Source organism: Enterobacter sp. CC120223-11 (assembly GCF_900215375.1).
Lineage (GTDB): Bacteria > Pseudomonadota > Gammaproteobacteria > Enterobacterales > Enterobacteriaceae > Scandinavium.
Genome location: NZ_OBEF01000007.1, coordinates 105,415 through 123,072, shown reverse-complemented (window position 1 = coordinate 123,072; position 17,658 = coordinate 105,415). Strand labels below are relative to the sequence as shown.

Sequence of the window (17,658 nt, the reverse complement as noted above, 5' to 3'; positions counted from 1 at the left end):
ATCAACCCGCCAGGTCCAGAATACGTACTACCAACTGCGAGAAGCTCATGCCCGCCTGACGCGCCGCCATGGGCACCAGGCTGTGGCTGGTCATCCCTGGAGAGGTGTTCGCCTCCAGCAGATAGAGTTGACCATCGCTGTCCTGCATCACGTCAATGCGTCCCCAGCCTGAGCAACCTAAAACAGTCCAGGCTTTAAGCACCAGGGCGCGCATTTCTTGTTCACGGTTCAGATCTTCACAACCAGGGCAGAAATACTGCGTCTCGTCAGAGAGATACTTCGCCTCATAATCATAGAAGACTCCGGCCGGTTGGATGCGAACTGACGGTAAAATTTCTTCACCGAGCACCGCGACGGTAAATTCCGGGCCGCTTAACCATTTTTCGACGAGAACTTCTTCATCATGCTGAAAAGCCAGCGTTAAGGCATCATGCAATGCACCACTTTCGGTCACTTTTGACATGCCAACGCTGGAACCTTCACGGCTTGGCTTGACGATCAGCGGTAAACCCAGTGCCGCAATGCGCTGTTGCTCATCCTGGCTCATGCCTTTTGCGAACTGTGCGCGGGTCAAAGCCACCCACGGCGCAACGGGCAATCCTGCGCCCTGCCACAGCAGTTTGCTGCGCAGTTTGTCCATCGACAGCGCCGATGCCATTACGCCACTGCCGGTGTAAGGCAGGCCAATAAGCTCAAGAAGCCCCTGAAGCGTGCCATCTTCCCCACCGCGACCGTGCAGGGCAATAAACGCTTTCCTAAAGCCTTCGTTTTTCAGCTGCGTAATATCGACGTCGCGCGGGTCAACGCCGTGTGCGTCAATACCCGCTTCGCGCAAACCTGCCAGCACTGCCGCGCCTGAATTGAGGGACACTTCACGTTCAGCAGAGGTGCCGCCGAGGAGGACAGCGATTCTATCAGCCATGACGCTCTTCCTCCTGAGTTTGCGGCTTGAGTTTGATTTCAGCTAAGTTCCGCGCGATTTTGCCGATATTTCCCGCACCCTGAATCAGGATCAGGTCGTTACCGGTCAGCACCGGGGCCAGCATTTCAGCCACTTTCGCCGGGTCAGACACCAGAATCGGGTCAACCTTGCCACGCCCACGAATGGTGCGGCACAGCGTGCGGCTGTCGGCACCTGGAATCGGCGCTTCACCTGCGGCATAGACTTCCAGCATCAGCAGGGAATCCACTTCCGTCAGCACGTTGGCGAAATCGTCGTACAGATCGCGCGTACGGGTATAGCGATGCGGCTGGAACACCATCACCAAGTTTTTGTCCGGCCAGCCCGCGCGGGCAGCCTTGATGGTGACATCCACTTCCGTCGGGTGGTGACCGTAATCGTCCACCAGAATGGCGGTGCCGGACTTGCCGTTCACCTCTTCCAGCGGGAACTCACCGAGGAAATCAAAGCGGCGACCGGTGCCCTGGAAGCTTTCCAGTGCGCGCAGAATGGCCTCGTCTTCGATGCCTTCTTCTGTTGCTACCGCAACCGCCGCCGCCGCGTTCAGGGCGTTGTGGCGGCCCGGCGCGTTCAGCGTGACCTTCAACGGCGCGCTGTCCTGACGAATCAACGTAAAGTGACCCTGGGCGCCAATCTGTTTGTACTCTTCTACGCGCACATCAGCATCATCGCTGAAGCCGTAAGTTGTAGTCTGACGGCCCACGCGCGGCAGCAGCTCGCGAATTACCGGGTCGTCCACGCACATGACTGCACGTCCATAAAACGGCAAATTGTGCAGGAAATTAATGAACGTCTGCTTTAAATTTTCGAAGTCGCCCTGGTAGGTATCCATATGGTCGGCTTCGATGTTGGTGACGATCGCCACCATCGGCTGCAAATGCAGGAACGACGCGTCGCTTTCGTCTGCTTCGGCAATCAGGTAACGGCTGTGGCCAAGACGAGCGTGAACGCCTGCCGCTTTCACCAGACCGCCGTTCACAAAGGTCGGATCCAGCCCTGCTTCCGCATAAATGCTTGCCACCATTGCGGTGGTGGTCGTTTTGCCGTGGGTCCCGGCAATCGCGATGCCGTGGCGGAAACGCATTAACTCGGCCAGCATCTCTGCGCGACGAATAACCGGAATACGCGCTTCATGCGCGGCAACGATTTCAGGGTTATCCGCAGAAATCGCAGTGGACACAACCACCACGCTCGCATCACGCACGTTTTCCGGGCGATGATTGAAATAAATCGTGGCACCCAGCGCCGTCAGCTGCTGAGTCACCGGGTTCGGCGCTAAATCCGAACCGCTGATCTGATACCCTTCATTGGCCAACACTTCGGCAATACCGCCCATGCCAGCACCGCCGATGCCAACAAAGTGGATGTGCCGGACGCGACGCATCTCGGGCACAATGGAACGCAGTTTTGCCAGTTGTTGTGTATTCATTCTCTAAACGCCATCGACTACTTAAAAATTCGTGCAGCGCAAAAAGGCGCTGCGATGATTAGGCCTTCGCGGCCAGGCTCACTTCTTTCGCGACCCGCTCGGTCGCATCCGGAATGGCGGCGGCTCGTGCCCGCTCTGCCATATCCAGCAATGCCTTTCTGTCCCAGCCTGCCAGCGTGCTGGCCACGGCTTCGGCCGTAAACTGCGGCTGCTCAAAAATGGTGGCGGCGCCCGCTTTTTCCAGCGGCAGCGCATTCCAGTACTGCTGGCGGTCTTTGTGCTGGAACGGCACAAAAATCGCAGGCAGCCCGGCGGCGGCAATTTCGCTGACCGTCAGCGCGCCCGAACGACAAACTACCACGTCGGCCCAACCGTAGGCGGCGGCCATGTCGTCAATAAACTCCGTCACTTTATGCTGCGGCTGACCGGCATCGGCATACGCCTGCTCAACGGTCTGCTGCGCGCCTTTCCCGCTCTGGTGCCAGATAGTGACAGCAGAGCCCAGTTTCGCGGCAACCTGCGGCATGGTCTGATTCAGCACGCGCGCGCCCTGTGATCCGCCGACCACCAGCACGCGAATTTCACCTTCGCGCCCGGTAAGACGCTGCTCGGGAAGCGGCAGCGCCAGCACGTCTGTGCGAACCGGGTTGCCGACGACTTCAGCCTTTGGAAACGCACCAGGGAACGCCTGCATCACGGTGGTGGCAATTTTCGCCAGCCATTTGTTGGTCAGGCCCGCAATACCATTCTGCTCATGCAGCACTACAGGAATACCCAGCGACCAGGCCGCTAAACCGCCAGGCCCAGAGACATAACCGCCCATCCCCAGCACGACATCAGGTTGAAAACGCTGCATAATTGCGCGTGCCTGACGCCAGGCCGTGAAGATACGTATCGGCGCAAAAAGCATTGCCTTGAGGCCTTTTCCACGCAGACCTGAAATCTGAATGAAATCGATGTCGATGCCGTGTTTGGGAACCAGGTCTGCTTCCATACGATCGGCGGTACCGAGCCAGCGAACCTGCCAGCCCTGATCCATCAGATGGTGCGCCACGGCCAGCCCCGGGAACACGTGTCCGCCGGTCCCGCCCGCCATCACCATCAACCGCTTCGCCTGAGCACTCATCGAACACCTCGTGTAAACGCCTGCGCTTTTTCCAGACGCGTTTCATAATCAATTCGCAACAGCAGCATAATGGCCGTCGACATAATCAGCAGGCTGGAACCACCGTAGCTGATAAGCGGCAGCGTCAGACCTTTGGTTGGCAGCATTCCCGCCGCCGCGCCCACGTTTACCAATGCCTGGAAGCTAAACCACACGCCGATAGAGCACGCCAGAAAACCTGAGAAGCGCTGGTCAATCTCCAGCGCCTTGCGGCCAATGGACATGGCGCGGAAAGCGACGAAGAATACCATTAAAAGCGCCAGTACCACACCGACGTAGCCGAGTTCTTCACCAATGATGGCGAAGATGAAGTCGGTATGCGCTTCCGGTAAATACTCCAGTTTCTGTACCGAGTTGCCGAGGCCCTGCCCCCACATCTCTCCGCGTCCGAACGCCATCAAAGATTGCGTCAGCTGATAGCCGCTGCCGAACGGATCTTCCCACGGGTTCCAGAAAGAGGTTACGCGACGAATACGATACGGTTCGGCCAGGATCAGCAGCACGACCGCCGAAATCCCCATGCCGATAATCGCGATGAACTGCCAGAGCTTCGCCCCGGCAAGGAACAGCATCGCAAGCGTCGTGACAAACAGCACGACCACGGTCCCGAGGTCTGGCTGTGCCAGCAGCAGGATCGCCAGCACGAAAATCACACCCATCGGTTTCAGGAAGCCGCGCAGGTTGTTACGGACCTCATCGCCTTTACGCACCAGGTAGTTGGCGATGTAGCAGAACAGCGACAGCTTAGTAAATTCCGCAGGCTGAATACGCAGCGGGCCAAAGGCAATCCAGCGCGATGCCCCGTTCACCGAGCTGCCCACCACCAGTACGATAAGCAGCATGCCGATCGACAAGATCAGCATCGCGGTACTGTGGCGCTGCCAGAAGGACATTGGCCAGCGCAGCGTGACCAGACCCAGACAGAACGCCAGCACGATGTACAACCCGTCGCGTTTCGCGAACAGGAACGGATCGTTCGCCAGGCGCTGCCCGACCGGCATCGAGGCCGAAGTCACCATGATAAAACCGATGGCCGCAAGGCCCAGCGTCAGCCACAGCAGGGTACGATCGTACATCACCAGGCTGTCGGTATCTTTCTCGCGGGAGCCCATCACCCAGCCCTTCAATGCGGCGAACAGCCAGACCAGGATCCCCGATCCCGGCAGGTGCGGCATTCTCAGGCGAGGGAGAGATAAACGCATCAGCCTAACTCCTTCGCCAGGCGGGTAAACACATCCCCGCGCTGCTCAAAATTCTTGAACTGATCGAGGCTGGCGCAGGCCGGAGAGAGCAGCACCATATCGCCGGACTTCAGCTGTGGCGCAAGCTGACGCATCGCCTGCTCCATGGTTTCAGTGCGAGTCGCCACTTCCGGGCGCAGCTCTGCCAGCGCATCGCCGTCACGACCGAAGCACCACAGGCGCACGTTGTCGCCTTTCAGCCAGGTTTTCAGCGACGTGAAATCGGCCGACTTGCCATCACCGCCGAGCAGCAGGTGCAGCGTGCCGTCCACGTGAAGGCCGTTCAGCGCCGCTTCGGTGCTGCCGACGTTGGTCGCTTTCGAATCGTTAATCCAGCGCACGCCGTTATGCTCCAGCGCCAGCTGGAAGCGATGCGCAAGGCCGGCGAAGGTGGTCAGCGCTTTCAGGCTGCTTGCGCGCGGCAAACCGGCGGCATCCGCCAGCGCCAGTGCGGCCAGCGCGTTGCTGTAGTTGTGCTGTCCGGAGAGTTTCATTTCACGGACGTTCAGGACCTTCTCACCCTTCACGCGCAGCCAGGTTTCGCCCTGCTGGCGGTTCAGGTGATAGTCGCCCATATTGACGCCGAAGCTCACGCAGCGCTCATCAGCCCCGCGAACCGGCATGGTCAGCGCATCGTCGGCGTTCACCACGCAGGTTTTAGCATTCTCATAGACGCGCAGTTTGGCGGCGCGATACTGCTGCAAACCAAACGGATACCGGTCCATATGATCTTCAGTGACGTTGAGGATCGTCGCGGCAACCGCCTGAAGGCTGTTGGTCGTTTCCAGCTGGAAGCTGGAAAGTTCGAGCACGTACAGTTCGCGGGTGACGTCCAGCAGCATTAACGCGGGCAGACCAATGTTGCCACCAACGCCGACGTTCACGCCTGCCGCTTTCGCCATTTCACCCACCAGCGTGGTCACGGTGCTTTTGCCGTTGGAACCAGTGATGGCGACGATCGGCGCCTGCGCCTCACGGCAGAACAGTTCAATATCGCCGACGATTTCCACGCCCGCATCCGCAGCTGCGCTCAGGGAAGGATGTGCAAGGGCAATACCAGGGCTGGCAACGATCAGGTCCGCCGCCAGCAGCCAGTCGTCATTCAGACCACCGACATAACGCTCCACCTCTTCCGGCAGCTTATCGAGCCCCGGTGGCGTGGCGCGAGTGTCCATCACGCGCGGCGTTACGCCGCGGGCGAGGAAGAAATCGACGCAGGACAGCCCGGTCATTCCCAGACCGATGATGACAACGTTTTTATCCTGGTATTCAGCCATCATTAACGTACCTTCAGCGTGGCCAGGCCAATCAGCACCAGCATCAGTGAGATAATCCAGAAGCGCACAATCACGCGCGGTTCCGGCCAGCCTTTCAGTTCATAGTGGTGATGGATAGGCGCCATGCGGAAGATGCGCTGACCGCGCAGCTTGAAGGAGCCTACCTGCAAAATCACCGACAGCGTTTCGACAACAAAGACGCCACCCATAATCACCAGCAGGAATTCCTGACGCAGCAGCACGGCGATAATGCCCAGCGCGCCGCCGAGGGCCAGAGAACCCACATCGCCCATGAAAACCTGGGCCGGATAGGTGTTAAACCACAGGAAGCCTAACCCTGCGCCGACAATCGCCGTACAGACGATCACCAACTCACCCGCGTGACGCAGGTAAGGAATGTGCAGATAGTTGGCGAAGTTCATGTTGCCAGTTGCCCACGCCACCAGCGCGAAGCCTGCCGCTACGAAGACGGTTGGCATAATTGCCAGGCCATCCAGGCCGTCCGTCAGGTTCACCGCGTTACCGGTCCCAACGATGACGAAGTACGCCAGCAGAATGTAGAAAATACCGAGCTGTGGCATGATGTCTTTGAAGAACGGCACCACCAATTCGGTCGCCGGAGTGTCTTTCCCTGCCATATACAGCGCAAACGCCACGCCAAGCGCTATCACCGACATCCAGAAGTACTTCCAGCGGGCAATCAGGCCTTTGGTGTCTTTGCGAACCACTTTGCGATAGTCGTCAACGAAACCGATGATGCCGTAACCGATAAGCACCGTCAGCACGCACCAGACGTACGGGTTGGAGGGATAAGCCCACAGCAGAACCGAGACAACAATCGCGGTCAGGATCATGATCCCACCCATCGTTGGCGTTCCGCGCTTGCTGAAGTGGGACTCCGGGCCGTCGTTACGCACGACCTGGCCGAAGGACAATTTTTGCAGACGGGCAATCATGCGCGGGCCCATCCACAAGGAGATGAACAGCGCGGTCAGCAGGCTGACGATGGCGCGAAACGTCAGGTAGGAAAAGACGTTAAAGCCAGAATAATATTTGACCAAATGCTCGGCCAGCCAAACTAACATGTTCCGTTCTCCTGTAGAGCGCAAACCACCTCTTCCATGGCAGCGCTACGTGAACCTTTCACTAAAAGGGTGATGACCTGATGTTCTTCGACCAGGGCCTTGAGACGCGCAATGACAGCAGGCTTGTCGGTGAAGTGTTCGCCCACGCCGCTCGCATCACTGATGGTTTTGCTCAGCTTTCCAACGCTCAACACGCGGTCGATACCTGCGGCTTTCGCCGCTTCGCCCACCTGGCGGTGGCACTCTTCGCTTTCATCGCCAAGTTCGGCCATGTCGCCGACCACAAATACGCGGTAGCCCGGCATTTCGGACAGCACCTGTGCCGCCGCGGTCATGGAACCGACGTTCGCATTGTAGGAGTCATCCAGCAGCAGCTGGTTTTCCGCCAGCTGAATGGGGAACAGACGCCCCGGCACGGCTTTCAGCGTGGCCAGGCCCGCTTTTACCGCAGCCAGATCGGCCCCAACCGCCATGGTCAGCGCCGCTGCCGCCAGGGCATTGGCGATATTGTGGCGGCCCGGCAGCGGCAGCAGCACGTCTACGTTGCCCGTTGGCGTTTGCAGCGTGAACTCGGTGCCGTGGCTGGTGATATGAATGTTGTTGGCCGTGAAATCACTGTTCGCGGCATTCGGCGAGAAGCGCCACACTTTACGATCGCCGATCACGCTCTGCCAGTTCAGCCAGTCGTTGTTGTCGGCGTTCATGATAGCGATGCCGTTCAGCGGCAGGCCGGTGTAGATTTCACCTTTGGCTTTCGCGACGCCTGCCAGCGACCCAAACCCTTCCAGATGCGCGGCAGCGAGGTTGTTGACCAGCGCCGCTTCCGGACGCGTCAGGCTGACGGTCCAGGCGATTTCGCCCTGATGGTTTGCGCCCAGTTCAATGACGGCAAACTCGTGTTCTTTCGTCAGGCGCAGCAGCGTCATCGGCACGCCGATGTCGTTGTTCAGGTTGCCCGCGGTGTACAGCGTGTTGCCACACTGGCCGAGAATGGACGCCGCCATCTCCTTCACCGAGGTTTTGCCGGAGGAGCCGGTCAGCGCCACCACGCGCGTAGGCACCTGCTGACGGACCCATGCCGCCAGTTCGCCAAACGCCAGGCGGGTATCTTTCACGATAACCTGCGGCAGTGCGATGTCGAGTTTGCGGCTGACCAGCAGCGCACCTGCGCCCGCGCCTTTCGCCTGTTCAGCAAAATCGTGGGCGTCGAAACGCTCACCTTTCAGCGCCACAAAAAGGCAGCCCGAGGTGATTTTGCGGGTATCAGTGGTGACGGCGTCAATGGTGACGTCTTCGCCCACGCATTCGCCGCTCAGGATCTCCGCCATTTTGCTCAGGGTAATGTTAATCATGCGATAACCCCCAGCAGACGAGCCGCGGTGACGCGGTCGGAATAGTCGAGACGACGGTTGCCAACGATTTGATAGTCTTCATGGCCTTTACCGGCCAGCAGCACCACGTCATTTTCTTTTGCCTGCATGATGGCTGCCGTGACAGCTTCCGCACGGCCTTCCATCACTCTGGCGTGACCCGCATCAAGCATGCCCGCCAGAATGTCGTTAATGATGGCGCGAGGCTCTTCAGTACGCGGGTTGTCATCCGTCACCACGGCGATATCGGCGAACTCCTCGGCAATGGCACCCATCAGTGGACGTTTGCCTTTGTCACGGTCACCGCCGCAGCCAAACACGCACCACAGCTTACCGGCACAGTGCAGGCGCGCCGCTTCCAGAGCCTTTTCCAGCGCATCTGGCGTGTGGGCATAATCAACCACCACAGTCGGCTTGCCTGGCGCGGTAAACACTTCCATACGGCCACAAACGGGCTGTAAACGCTCTGCGGTTTTCAGCAAATCCACCAACGGATAACCGAGCGCCAGCAGCGTGGCCAGCGCCAGCAGCAGGTTGCTGACGTTAAACGCGCCCATCAGGCGGCTTTCGATTTCACCCTGACCCCAGCTGGAGTCAAACTGAATGGTCGCGCCGCTGTCGTGATAGTTCACGGCGGTGGCTTTCAGCCAGCGGCCATGACAGTTCGGATTGATATGATCTTCCATTGCGACGGCGACGGCGTCCGGCAGCTTTGTCAGCCAGCGGCGGCCCACTTCGTCATCGGCGTTGATGATCGCCTGACCACAATGGTGCGTGGAGTAGAGCATCCATTTCGCGGCTTCGTAGTGTTCCATATCGCCGTGATAATCGAGGTGATCGCGGCTGAGGTTGGTGAACACGGATGCGACAAAGTTCAGCGCCGCCACGCGATGCTGCACCAGACCATGGGACGAAACTTCCATCGCCGCAAAGCTTGCGCCCTGCCCTGCCAGGCCGTTCAGCACATGCTGAACATCCACCGCAGAACCGGTGGTGTTTTCGGTTGGCACAACTTTGCCCAGCAGGCCATTGCCGACCGTCCCCATCACCGCGCTGGTTTCGCCCAGCAGCTGCGCCCACTGCGCCAGCAGTTGCGTGGTGGTGGTTTTGCCGTTGGTACCGGTTACGCCGACCAGACGTAGCTGTTCGGAAGGCTGGTTGTAGAAACGCCCCGCCAGCGCGGATAAGCGTTCGTTCAGTTGGCTGAGATAGATAACCGGCACGCCGTGCATTTCACGGATTTCGCCATCGGCGGCCTCATCTTTTGCTTCAGCAATAATGGCAGCAACACCTTGCGCTATCGCCTGCGGGATATAACGACGCCCGTCCGCCTGATGACCTGAAACAGCCACGAAGAGATCGCCCGACGCCGCTACACGGCTGTCGAGAGTCATCTCCCGCAGCGCCCGCTCCGGTGCGCCTGGCACCCACGGAGCAAGAAGGTCGCGCAAATTACGATCTGCCACCTGTTCCCTCGCCTTGATTAGTCACAAATTCACTTTTTTCGCCCGTCGACAGCGCATCCGGCTCGATGTTCATGGTGCGCAGCACGCCGCCCATGATGGCACCGAAGACCGGGGCTGAAACGGCACCGCCGTAGTATTTACCTGCCTGCGGATCGTTAATCACCACCACCAGCGCAAAACGCGGCTGGCTGGCTGGTGCGACGCCCGCGGTGTAAGCAATATATTTATTGATGTATTTGCCATCCGGACCCACTTTCTTTGCCGTACCGGTTTTGATGGCGATGCGATAGCCTTTAATCGCCGCCTTCACGCCGCCGCCGCCGGGCAGCGCCACGCTTTCCATCATGTGCACCACGGTACGTACAATCGGTTCCGGGAAGATGCGTTCACCCGGCACCGGAGGATCCACTTTAGTGATCGACAGCGGGCGATAGACCCCGTAGCTGCCAATCGTGGCGTAGACTCGCGCTAACTGTAACGGCGTTACCATTAGCCCGTAGCCGAAAGAGAAGGTGGCCCTCTCTATGTCAGACCACCGTTGTTTTTGAGGATATAAGCCACTGCGTTCTCCGACCAACCCCAAATTGGTCGCCTTTCCCAGCCCAAAACGAGAGTAAGTATCTACTAACGCTGAGGACGGCATCGCTAACGCCAGCTTGGAGACACCGACGTTACTCGACTTCTGTAGTACCCCGGTCAGGGTTAATTCGCTGTAGCGCGCCACGTCTTTGATTTCGTGGCCGTTAATTCGATAAGGGATGGTGTTCAGCACCGTACTTTCGCTGACGATACCGCGCTGCAGGGCGGTCATCACCACCATCGGTTTCACCGTCGAGCCCGGTTCGAAGACGTCCGTGATTGCGCGGTTACGCATTGCGTCTTTCGCCGTGCCGGTAAAGTTGTTCGGGTTGTAGGACGGGCTGTTCGCCATGGCCAGCACTTCGCCGGTGCTGACGTCCACCAGCACCGCACTGCCCGACTCCGCCTTGTTAAAGGCCACGGCGTTGTTCAGTTCGCGATAAACCAGCGCCTGCAGACGCTCATCAATGCTCAGCGCCAGGTTGTGCGCCGCCTGGCTGTCCGTGGAGGAGATATCTTCGATCACGCGACCGTAGCGGTCTTTACGCACGATACGTTCGCCTGGCTGGCCCGTCAGCCATTTGTCGAAGCTCTTTTCAACGCCTTCGATGCCCTGGCTGTCGACGTTGGTGAAGCCAATGAGGTGAGCGGTTACTTCCCCTGACGGGTAGTAGCGACGAGACTCTTCGCGCAGATAAATGCCCGGCAGTTTGAGCTTTTTGATGTAGTCGGCCAGATCGGGGTTCACCTGACGCGCCAGATAGATAAAGCGCATTCTCGGGTTGGTGTTAATGCGCGAGGCCAGCTGATCGAGCGGCATATTCAGCGCATCGGCCAGCGCCTTCCAGCGATTATCAATACTTACACCGCCCGCTTCGTGCAGCTCTTTCGGGTCGGCCCAGATGGCTTTCACCGGCACGCTCACCGCCAGCGGACGACCTGAGCGGTCGGTGATCATGCCGCGGGAGGTGGACACTTCCTGCACGCGCAGAGAACGCATGTCGCCCTGACGCACCAGCATGTCAGGATTGATGATTTGCAACCATGCCACGCGACCCAGCAGGAATGTGAGAGCCAGCAGAATGCAACCGCAAAGCAACGCAAAACGCCAACTGATAAAGTTGGCCTGACCTTCCTGACGTTTTGGTTTAAGCGTCTTTGCCGCTGCTTTCATTGCGTTACGATCATCCTTTTTTCTGTACCGTTTATTTTTGAACGACGATGTTTTCCTGCGAAGGATCGACATGCTGCATTTGCAGCTTCTCCGTCGCGATCCGCTCAACCCGGCTATGATCGCCGAGCGCATTTTCTTCAAGAATCAGGTTACGCCACTCGATATCCAGTGCATCGCGTTCCAGCACCAGCTGCTCGCGCTGAGCAGTTAACAGGCGCGTATGGTGCGCTGTGGTAACAACCGTAACGGCGGATAAAATGATGCAAATGAACAGACAGAGTGGCAGCTTCCCAAACCGCAAAAGGTCGTCGCCGATCACGCCAGGCAAGGCATGGCGCTCGTTGCTTCCTAACGACCCTTTCACTTTGCTTAAGGCTTCTGTCACTCTGCCGATCATGCGTTCGTCCTCTCTGCAATACGCAGCACTGAACTACGGGCACGTGGATTCTCTGCCACTTCATCTTCGCCCGGCATCAACTTGCCTAGTGCCCGCAGCTGACGGCCACCCAGTTTCCTGAGTTGCTCTTCGGTCATCGGTAACCCGGCCGGAACCTGCGGACCGCGGCTTTGCTCACGCATAAAGCGCTTCACAATGCGGTCTTCCAGCGAGTGGAAACTGATGATGGAGAGCCGCCCACCCGGGGCAAGCACGTCGAGCGAGCTTTTTAGCGCCTGCTCTATCTCCTCAAGTTCACTGTTCACCCAGATGCGCACCGCCTGGAAAGTACGGGTCGCAGGATGTTTGAATTTGTCCTTCACCGGCATCGCGGCGGCAATGACCTGCGCCAACTCTTTGGTGCGGGTCATGGGTTCAACGCGATTACGCTCCACGATGGCACGGGCAATGCGCTTGCCAAAACGTTCTTCGCCGAAGGTTTTGATCACCCAGGCAATGTCCGCTTCTTCCGCGTTCAGCAGCCATTCGGCTGCCGACTGACCGCGCGTTGGGTCCATGCGCATATCCAGCGGCCCGTCTCGCATAAAGGAGAAGCCGCGTTCTGCATCGTCCAGCTGAGGTGAAGAGACACCAAGATCGAGCAGAATACCGTCGATCTTGCCAATCAGATTGCGCTCGGCGACATAGTCACCCAGCGCGGAAAAAGGTCCATGCACAATGGAAAAACGAGGATCGTCAATGGCGTTCGCCACAGCGATGGCTTCTGGATCTCTGTCGATAGCCAGCAACTGCCCTTGCGCACCCAGCTGCGAAAGAATCAGGCGTGAGTGACCACCACGACCAAAAGTGCCGTCAATATAGATACCGTCGGGACGAATGTTCAGACCGTTTACAGCCTCGTCCAGCAGTACCGTTGTATGTTTAAAATTTTCCATCATTTTATAAGGACAAGTCCTGCAACCGCTCCGACAATTCTCCGGAGGCGGACTGCTCAGCGTCGATATCTTCCTTGACCCGTTGATACCAGATCGTTTCATCCCACAGTTCAAATTTATTGAACTGTCCGACCAGCATCACTTCTTTGGTCAGTCCGGCGTGTTGCCGTAAAACCGGCGCAATCAGCAAACGACCGGCGTTGTCCATTTGACATTCGCTGGCATGTCCCAGCAGCAGACGCTGTACGCGGCGTTCTGCGGGGTTCATGCTCGACAGTCGCGACAATTTTTGCTCGATGATTTCCCATTCGGGCAGAGGGTAAAGCAGCAGGCATGGGTGATGGATGTCAATGGTGCACACCAATTGACCAGCAGCGTTCTCAAGCAGCAAATCCCGGTAGCGGGTTGGAACGGCTAAACGCCCTTTGCTGTCGAGATTGACTAACGTAGCTCCACGGAACATGCCAGCCTCACCCCCTTTTCTCCACTTTCACCCACAAATTCCCACATAAAGGAGTTTACGGAGCGGAGGAAAAGCTTGTCAAGCCAGCACTGATGCTCAATGAGTCCTAAAACTCTATTGAGAGCACCAATATTCGCCCTGTTTAAATTCTGTCCAGCGAACGAGGCAAAATAACGTCATGAATAGTGGCAAGAAAAAAACCAACACCTTCGTAACGTTTTTGAACAACCCAATTTCACAAAAGTGAAAATATAAAGTGTCAGTTTGCGACGTGCGCGGCATTTTAGGACATTCTTTAGCGCGTTAATAGCCCTTGCAGGAACTGTTTCTGCCAGCCCGCGGCCCGGAAAGCGTGAGGAATTGTGAGATCGTGAATGAAGTGGCTGTTAATTCTGCAAAAGGCTGCCTGAATGTAACAAAACAATACAAAAATAGCCGTTCTTTACTTTTCATTAACCTAAATTAATATCGCTGAGCGCTTTTAAATGGGTAATTAATAGTTAACTTAAGAATTTTAAGGAATTGTCCGAATAAGATTTTTCGGTATATCCCATAAGAAAAGCGGAGAGGCCATTGAGAATATTGCCTCTCCAGCAGACGATTAGCGGCGGCTCAGGCTACCGCGGCGATAGAGGTTACGGCGGATCCGGCTGAGGCCTGGTTTTGGCTTACGCGGCTCGTCCAGGCTTGCCAGGACGATTTCAAGCACGCGCTCTGCCACATCGCGATGGCGCTGCGCCACCGCCAGCACCGGGCACTGGAGGAAGTCGAGCAGCTCATGATCGCCGAAGGTGGCAATCGCCAGTTCTGACGGCAATTTCCCTTCGCGACGCAGCGTGACGTCCATGACCCCTTGCAGAAGAGCAAAAGAGGTGGTGAACAGCGCCTGCGGCATCGGATGGGTTTCCAGCCATTTTTCGAACAGCTGCGCCGCTGCTTCTCGCTCGTAGCTGTTTGCATAAAGGAAATTCACCTCGCGCGGATCGTCTTTCCAGGCAGTACGGAAGCCCTGCTCGCGCAAGAAGCTGACCGAAAGCTCAGGCAATGCTCCCAGGTAGAGCACCGTTTCCGCAGGGAATTTACGCAGCTCTGCAGCCAGCGCTTCCGCATCGTCCTGATCGGCACCGACGACGCTGGTGAAATGTTCCCGATCCAGGGCACGATCGAGCGCCACGATCGGGAAAGGATCGTTGGCCCAGCGCTGGTAGAAAGGATGTTCCGGCGGTAACGACGTGGAGACGATAATCGCATCAACCTGGCGCTGGAGCAGATGCTCAATACAGCGCATTTCGTTATCAGGCTGGTCTTCTGAGCAGGCAATCAGCAGCTGATAGCCACGCTGGCGTGCCTGGCGCTCGAGATAGTTGGCAATGCGGGTGTAACTGGTATTTTCAAGATCGGGAATGACGAGGCCAATGGATCGCGTGCGGCCTGCGCGTAAACCTGCAGCGACGGCGTTGGGATGATAGTTATGCTCGCGCACAACGGCCATGACCTTTTCGACAGTTTTATCGCTGACGCGATACTGTTTTGCTTTTCCATTGATCACATAGCTCGCCGTGGTGCGTGACACGCCGGCAAGCCGGGCGATTTCATCCAGTTTCACAATTGCCCCTTGCTTAAAATGTACAATCCATAACCATTGTTAAATCATGGAATAAATTCCATAACATCTAAGCGCAGATTGCGCAGAGCGGCAACCGCTTTTATCCGCACTGACCGACGATTTTGCAAAAAAAAGCCCGACGTCTGAAGTCGGGCTGTGATTTTCGGATGAAGGCCAGGCTTAACGCATTATCTTGTCGCCGCGCGACAGCCCGACCACGCCAGAACGCGCCACTTCAACAATTCTTGCCACGTCACGCAGCGAGGCCAGGAAAGCATCGAGCTTGTCGCTGGTGCCTGCCAGTTGAACGGTGTAAATAGAAGGCGTGACGTCGATTATCTGCCCGCGGAAAATTTCGGTGTTGCGCTTCACTTCTTCGCGCCCGTATCCACTTGCCTGAACCTTCACCAGCATGATTTCACGCTCAACGTGTGCGCCCTGCCCCAGCTCGCTGACGCGCAGCACGTCTACTAACTTGTGCAGCTGTTTTTCGATCTGCTCGATCACCTTCTCATCGCCCACGGTCTGGATCGTCATGCGTGAAAGCGTGGGATCGTCGGTCGGTGCCACGGTGAGGCTTTCAATGTTGTATCCGCGCTGAGAGAACAGCCCGATCACACGCGACAGCGCGCCCGATTCATTCTCCAGTAAAACCGATAATATCCGGCGCATAATCAGGTTCTCTCCGTTTTGCTCAGCCACATTTCATCCATACCGCCCCCGCGAATATGCATCGGATAGACGTGCTCGCTGCCGTCGACGATAACATCCACAAACACCAGACGATTGTTTCGCACCTGCTCCAGCGCTTCGCCAAGTTTTGCTTCAAGCTCTGCGGGATCGCTCACGCGAATCCCCACGTGACCATATGCTTCAGCCAGACGCACAAAATCAGGCAGTGAGGACATATAGGATTGTGAGTGGCGGCCGGAATAAATCATGTCCTGCCACTGTTTCACCATCCCCAGATAGCCGTTATTCAGGTTCAACACCAGCACTGGCAGCTCGTACTGCAATGCCGTGGACAGCTCCTGAATGTTCATCTGAATGCTGCCATCACCGGTCACGCACACGACCGTTTCTTCCGGCAAGGCCATTTTAACGCCCAGCGCGGCAGGCAGGCCGAAGCCCATCGTGCCGAGGCCGCCGGAGTTGATCCAGCGGCGTGGCTTATCGAACGGATAGTAGAGCGCGGCAAACATCTGATGCTGGCCGACGTCCGAGGTTACGTAGGCTTCGCCCTTCGTCAGCTTCCAGATAGTTTCAATCACCGCCTGTGGCTTGATGTGTTCACTCTGGGTGTCATATTTCAGGCACTGACGCGCACGCCATTGTTCGATTTGCTGCCACCAGTCGCGAATATCATCGAGCGGCTGCGAAGTGGTTTCCTGGTCGAGCAGCTCCAGCATCTGTTCCAGCACATGACGCGCATCACCGACAATGGGCACATCTGCCGAGACGGTTTTAGAGATTGATGTTGGATCGATATCAATGTGCAGCACCGTCGCATTCGGACAGTATTTGGCGAGATTGTTGGTTGTGCGATCGTCAAAACGCACCCCGACGGCAAAAATCACATCGGAGTTATGCATCGTCATATTGGCTTCATAAGTGCCGTGCATACCCAGCATACCCAGCGCCTGGCGGTGGCTGGCCGGAAATGCGCCCAGCCCCATTAACGACGACGCGACCGGCAGGTTCAGCTTTTCAATCAGCGTTTTAAGCACGTCTTCGCAGGCAGAGTTAATCGCACCACCGCCCACGTAGACCACCGGTTTCTTTGCAGCAATAAGCGTTTGCAGGGCGCGTTTGATTTGACCTTTGTGCCCCGTCGTTGTCGGGTTATAAGAACGCATGCTGACTGATTCCGGCCAGCTGTAGGGCAGCTTATTGGCAGGATTCAGAATGTCTTTCGGCAAATCCACAACCACCGGACCCGGGCGACCGCTGGCGGCGAGCCAGAACGCTTTTTTCAGCACGCCTGGAATGTCTTCCGTCTGCTTCACCAGGAAGCTGTGCTTCACCACCGGGCGGGAAACCCCCACCATGTCACACTCCTGGAATGCGTCGTAGCCAATCAGCGATGTCGCCACCTGGCCTGAGAGGACAACCAGCGGGATAGAATCCATATACGCCGTAGCAATACCGGTGATCGCGTTTGTCGCACCCGGGCCGGAAGTCACCAAAACGACCCCCACTTCACCGGTGGCGCGCGCCAGACCGTCGGCCATATGGACGGCAGCCTGCTCGTGGCGAACCAGGACGTGATCGATTCCGCCCACGGTATGCAGCGCATCATAAATATCGAGAACGGCACCACCAGGATAGCCAAACACCTGTTTTACACCCTGATCGATAAGCGATCGAACGACCATCTCAGCGCCAGACAACATCTCCATGGTTTGCCTCCAGGCTTAGTTAATGACGGCGGAACTCATTTCCGCAGCGTCATACAACAGGGTTAAACCATCCTGTTGATTTCGGAATGACAGCATTTCCTTAACATAACC

Annotated in this window: 15 protein-coding genes; all 15 read right to left on the bottom strand. The window is 57.3% G+C overall.

The features are described 5' to 3' along the window. Position 1: 1 nt before the first annotated feature. The 15 genes from CRO87_RS10400 to ilvI all read right to left on the bottom strand — a co-directional run bounded on the left by CRO87_RS10400 (position 2) and on the right by ilvI (position 17,547). On the bottom strand, positions 2–922 hold the full coding sequence (locus CRO87_RS10400) for a D-alanine--D-alanine ligase (protein WP_097162869.1): 921 nt from the start codon (positions 920–922) through the stop codon (positions 2–4). Continuing rightward, complete coding sequence (gene murC, locus CRO87_RS10395; protein ID WP_097162868.1) at positions 915–2,390, bottom strand: UDP-N-acetylmuramate--L-alanine ligase; 1,476 nt, start codon at positions 2,388–2,390, stop codon at positions 915–917. Before murC ends, CRO87_RS10400 begins: the two co-directional genes overlap by 8 nt. A gap of 58 nt (positions 2,391–2,448) precedes the next feature. Further along, positions 2,449–3,516 (bottom strand): undecaprenyldiphospho-muramoylpentapeptide beta-N-acetylglucosaminyltransferase, encoded by a 1,068-nt coding sequence (murG, locus tag CRO87_RS10390; RefSeq protein ID WP_097162867.1) that lies wholly within the window; start codon positions 3,514–3,516, stop codon positions 2,449–2,451. Then, the gene (ftsW, locus tag CRO87_RS10385) at positions 3,513–4,757 is read right to left on the bottom strand and encodes a cell division protein FtsW (RefSeq protein ID WP_097162866.1); all 1,245 of its coding nucleotides are present in this window, start codon (positions 4,755–4,757) and stop codon (positions 3,513–3,515) included. Before ftsW ends, murG begins: the two co-directional genes overlap by 4 nt. Continuing rightward, positions 4,757–6,073 carry a UDP-N-acetylmuramoyl-L-alanine--D-glutamate ligase gene (murD, locus tag CRO87_RS10380; protein ID WP_097162971.1) on the bottom strand — a complete coding sequence of 439 codons (1,317 nt, stop codon included), beginning with the start codon at positions 6,071–6,073 and terminating at the stop codon, positions 4,757–4,759. Before murD ends, ftsW begins: the two co-directional genes overlap by 1 nt. 2 nt (positions 6,074–6,075) lie before the next feature. Then, the gene (gene mraY, locus CRO87_RS10375; RefSeq protein ID WP_097162865.1) at positions 6,076–7,158 is read right to left on the bottom strand and encodes a phospho-N-acetylmuramoyl-pentapeptide-transferase; all 1,083 of its coding nucleotides are present in this window, start codon (positions 7,156–7,158) and stop codon (positions 6,076–6,078) included. Beyond that, positions 7,152–8,510 carry a UDP-N-acetylmuramoyl-tripeptide--D-alanyl-D-alanine ligase gene (murF, locus tag CRO87_RS10370; protein WP_097162864.1) on the bottom strand — a complete coding sequence of 453 codons (1,359 nt, stop codon included), beginning with the start codon at positions 8,508–8,510 and terminating at the stop codon, positions 7,152–7,154. Before murF ends, mraY begins: the two co-directional genes overlap by 7 nt. After that, positions 8,507–9,994 carry a UDP-N-acetylmuramoyl-L-alanyl-D-glutamate--2,6-diaminopimelate ligase gene (gene murE / locus CRO87_RS10365; RefSeq protein WP_097162863.1) on the bottom strand — a complete coding sequence of 496 codons (1,488 nt, stop codon included), beginning with the start codon at positions 9,992–9,994 and terminating at the stop codon, positions 8,507–8,509. Before murE ends, murF begins: the two co-directional genes overlap by 4 nt. Further along, positions 9,981–11,747, bottom strand: coding sequence for a peptidoglycan glycosyltransferase FtsI (locus CRO87_RS10360; protein WP_097162862.1), 1,767 nt, complete (start codon positions 11,745–11,747; stop codon positions 9,981–9,983). The genes murE and CRO87_RS10360 overlap by 14 nt, the downstream gene beginning before the upstream one ends. A 31-nt stretch (positions 11,748–11,778) precedes the next feature. Next, on the bottom strand, positions 11,779–12,144 hold the full coding sequence (ftsL, locus tag CRO87_RS10355) for a cell division protein FtsL (RefSeq protein ID WP_097162861.1): 366 nt from the start codon (positions 12,142–12,144) through the stop codon (positions 11,779–11,781). Continuing rightward, a complete protein-coding gene (gene rsmH, locus CRO87_RS10350; RefSeq protein WP_097162860.1) occupies positions 12,141–13,082 on the bottom strand; it encodes a 16S rRNA (cytosine(1402)-N(4))-methyltransferase RsmH in 942 nt (313 codons plus the stop codon). The genes ftsL and rsmH overlap by 4 nt, the downstream gene beginning before the upstream one ends. A gap of 1 nt (position 13,083) precedes the next feature. Beyond that, a complete protein-coding gene (gene mraZ / locus CRO87_RS10345) occupies positions 13,084–13,542 on the bottom strand; it encodes a division/cell wall cluster transcriptional repressor MraZ (protein WP_097162859.1) in 459 nt (152 codons plus the stop codon). 601 nt (positions 13,543–14,143) lie between these two features. Next, positions 14,144–15,148 carry a catabolite repressor/activator gene (gene cra / locus CRO87_RS10340; RefSeq protein ID WP_097162858.1) on the bottom strand — a complete coding sequence of 335 codons (1,005 nt, stop codon included), beginning with the start codon at positions 15,146–15,148 and terminating at the stop codon, positions 14,144–14,146. 180 nt (positions 15,149–15,328) lie between these two features. Then, on the bottom strand, positions 15,329–15,820 hold the full coding sequence (ilvN, locus tag CRO87_RS10335) for an acetolactate synthase small subunit (protein WP_097162857.1): 492 nt from the start codon (positions 15,818–15,820) through the stop codon (positions 15,329–15,331). A 2-nt stretch (positions 15,821–15,822) separates the two neighbouring features. Then, positions 15,823–17,547 carry an acetolactate synthase 3 large subunit gene (gene ilvI / locus CRO87_RS10330; RefSeq protein ID WP_097162856.1) on the bottom strand — a complete coding sequence of 575 codons (1,725 nt, stop codon included), beginning with the start codon at positions 17,545–17,547 and terminating at the stop codon, positions 15,823–15,825. Between the last annotated feature and the right edge of the window lie 111 nt (positions 17,548–17,658).

Bases quoted from the DNA above. Each gene is read 5' to 3' on its own strand.
- rsmH (WP_097162860.1), bottom strand. From the start codon at position 13,082: ATGATGGAAAATTTTAAACATACAACGGTACTGCTGGACGAGGCTGTA.
- ftsW (WP_097162866.1), bottom strand. From the start codon at position 4,757: ATGCGTTTATCTCTCCCTCGCCTGAGAATGCCGCACCTGCCGGGATCG.
- murC (WP_097162868.1), bottom strand. From the start codon at position 2,390: ATGAATACACAACAACTGGCAAAACTGCGTTCCATTGTGCCCGAGATG.
- murF (WP_097162864.1), bottom strand. From the start codon at position 8,510: ATGATTAACATTACCCTGAGCAAAATGGCGGAGATCCTGAGCGGCGAA.
- murD (WP_097162971.1), bottom strand. From the start codon at position 6,073: ATGGCTGAATACCAGGATAAAAACGTTGTCATCATCGGTCTGGGAATG.
- CRO87_RS10400 (WP_097162869.1), bottom strand. From the start codon at position 922: ATGGCTGATAGAATCGCTGTCCTCCTCGGCGGCACCTCTGCTGAACGT.
- ftsL (WP_097162861.1), bottom strand. From the start codon at position 12,144: ATGATCGGCAGAGTGACAGAAGCCTTAAGCAAAGTGAAAGGGTCGTTA.
- murG (WP_097162867.1), bottom strand. From the start codon at position 3,516: ATGAGTGCTCAGGCGAAGCGGTTGATGGTGATGGCGGGCGGGACCGGC.
- mraY (WP_097162865.1), bottom strand. From the start codon at position 7,158: ATGTTAGTTTGGCTGGCCGAGCATTTGGTCAAATATTATTCTGGCTTT.
- ilvI (WP_097162856.1), bottom strand. From the start codon at position 17,547: ATGGAGATGTTGTCTGGCGCTGAGATGGTCGTTCGATCGCTTATCGAT.
- mraZ (WP_097162859.1), bottom strand. From the start codon at position 13,542: ATGTTCCGTGGAGCTACGTTAGTCAATCTCGACAGCAAAGGGCGTTTA.
- ilvN (WP_097162857.1), bottom strand. From the start codon at position 15,820: ATGCGCCGGATATTATCGGTTTTACTGGAGAATGAATCGGGCGCGCTG.
- CRO87_RS10360 (WP_097162862.1), bottom strand. From the start codon at position 11,747: ATGAAAGCAGCGGCAAAGACGCTTAAACCAAAACGTCAGGAAGGTCAG.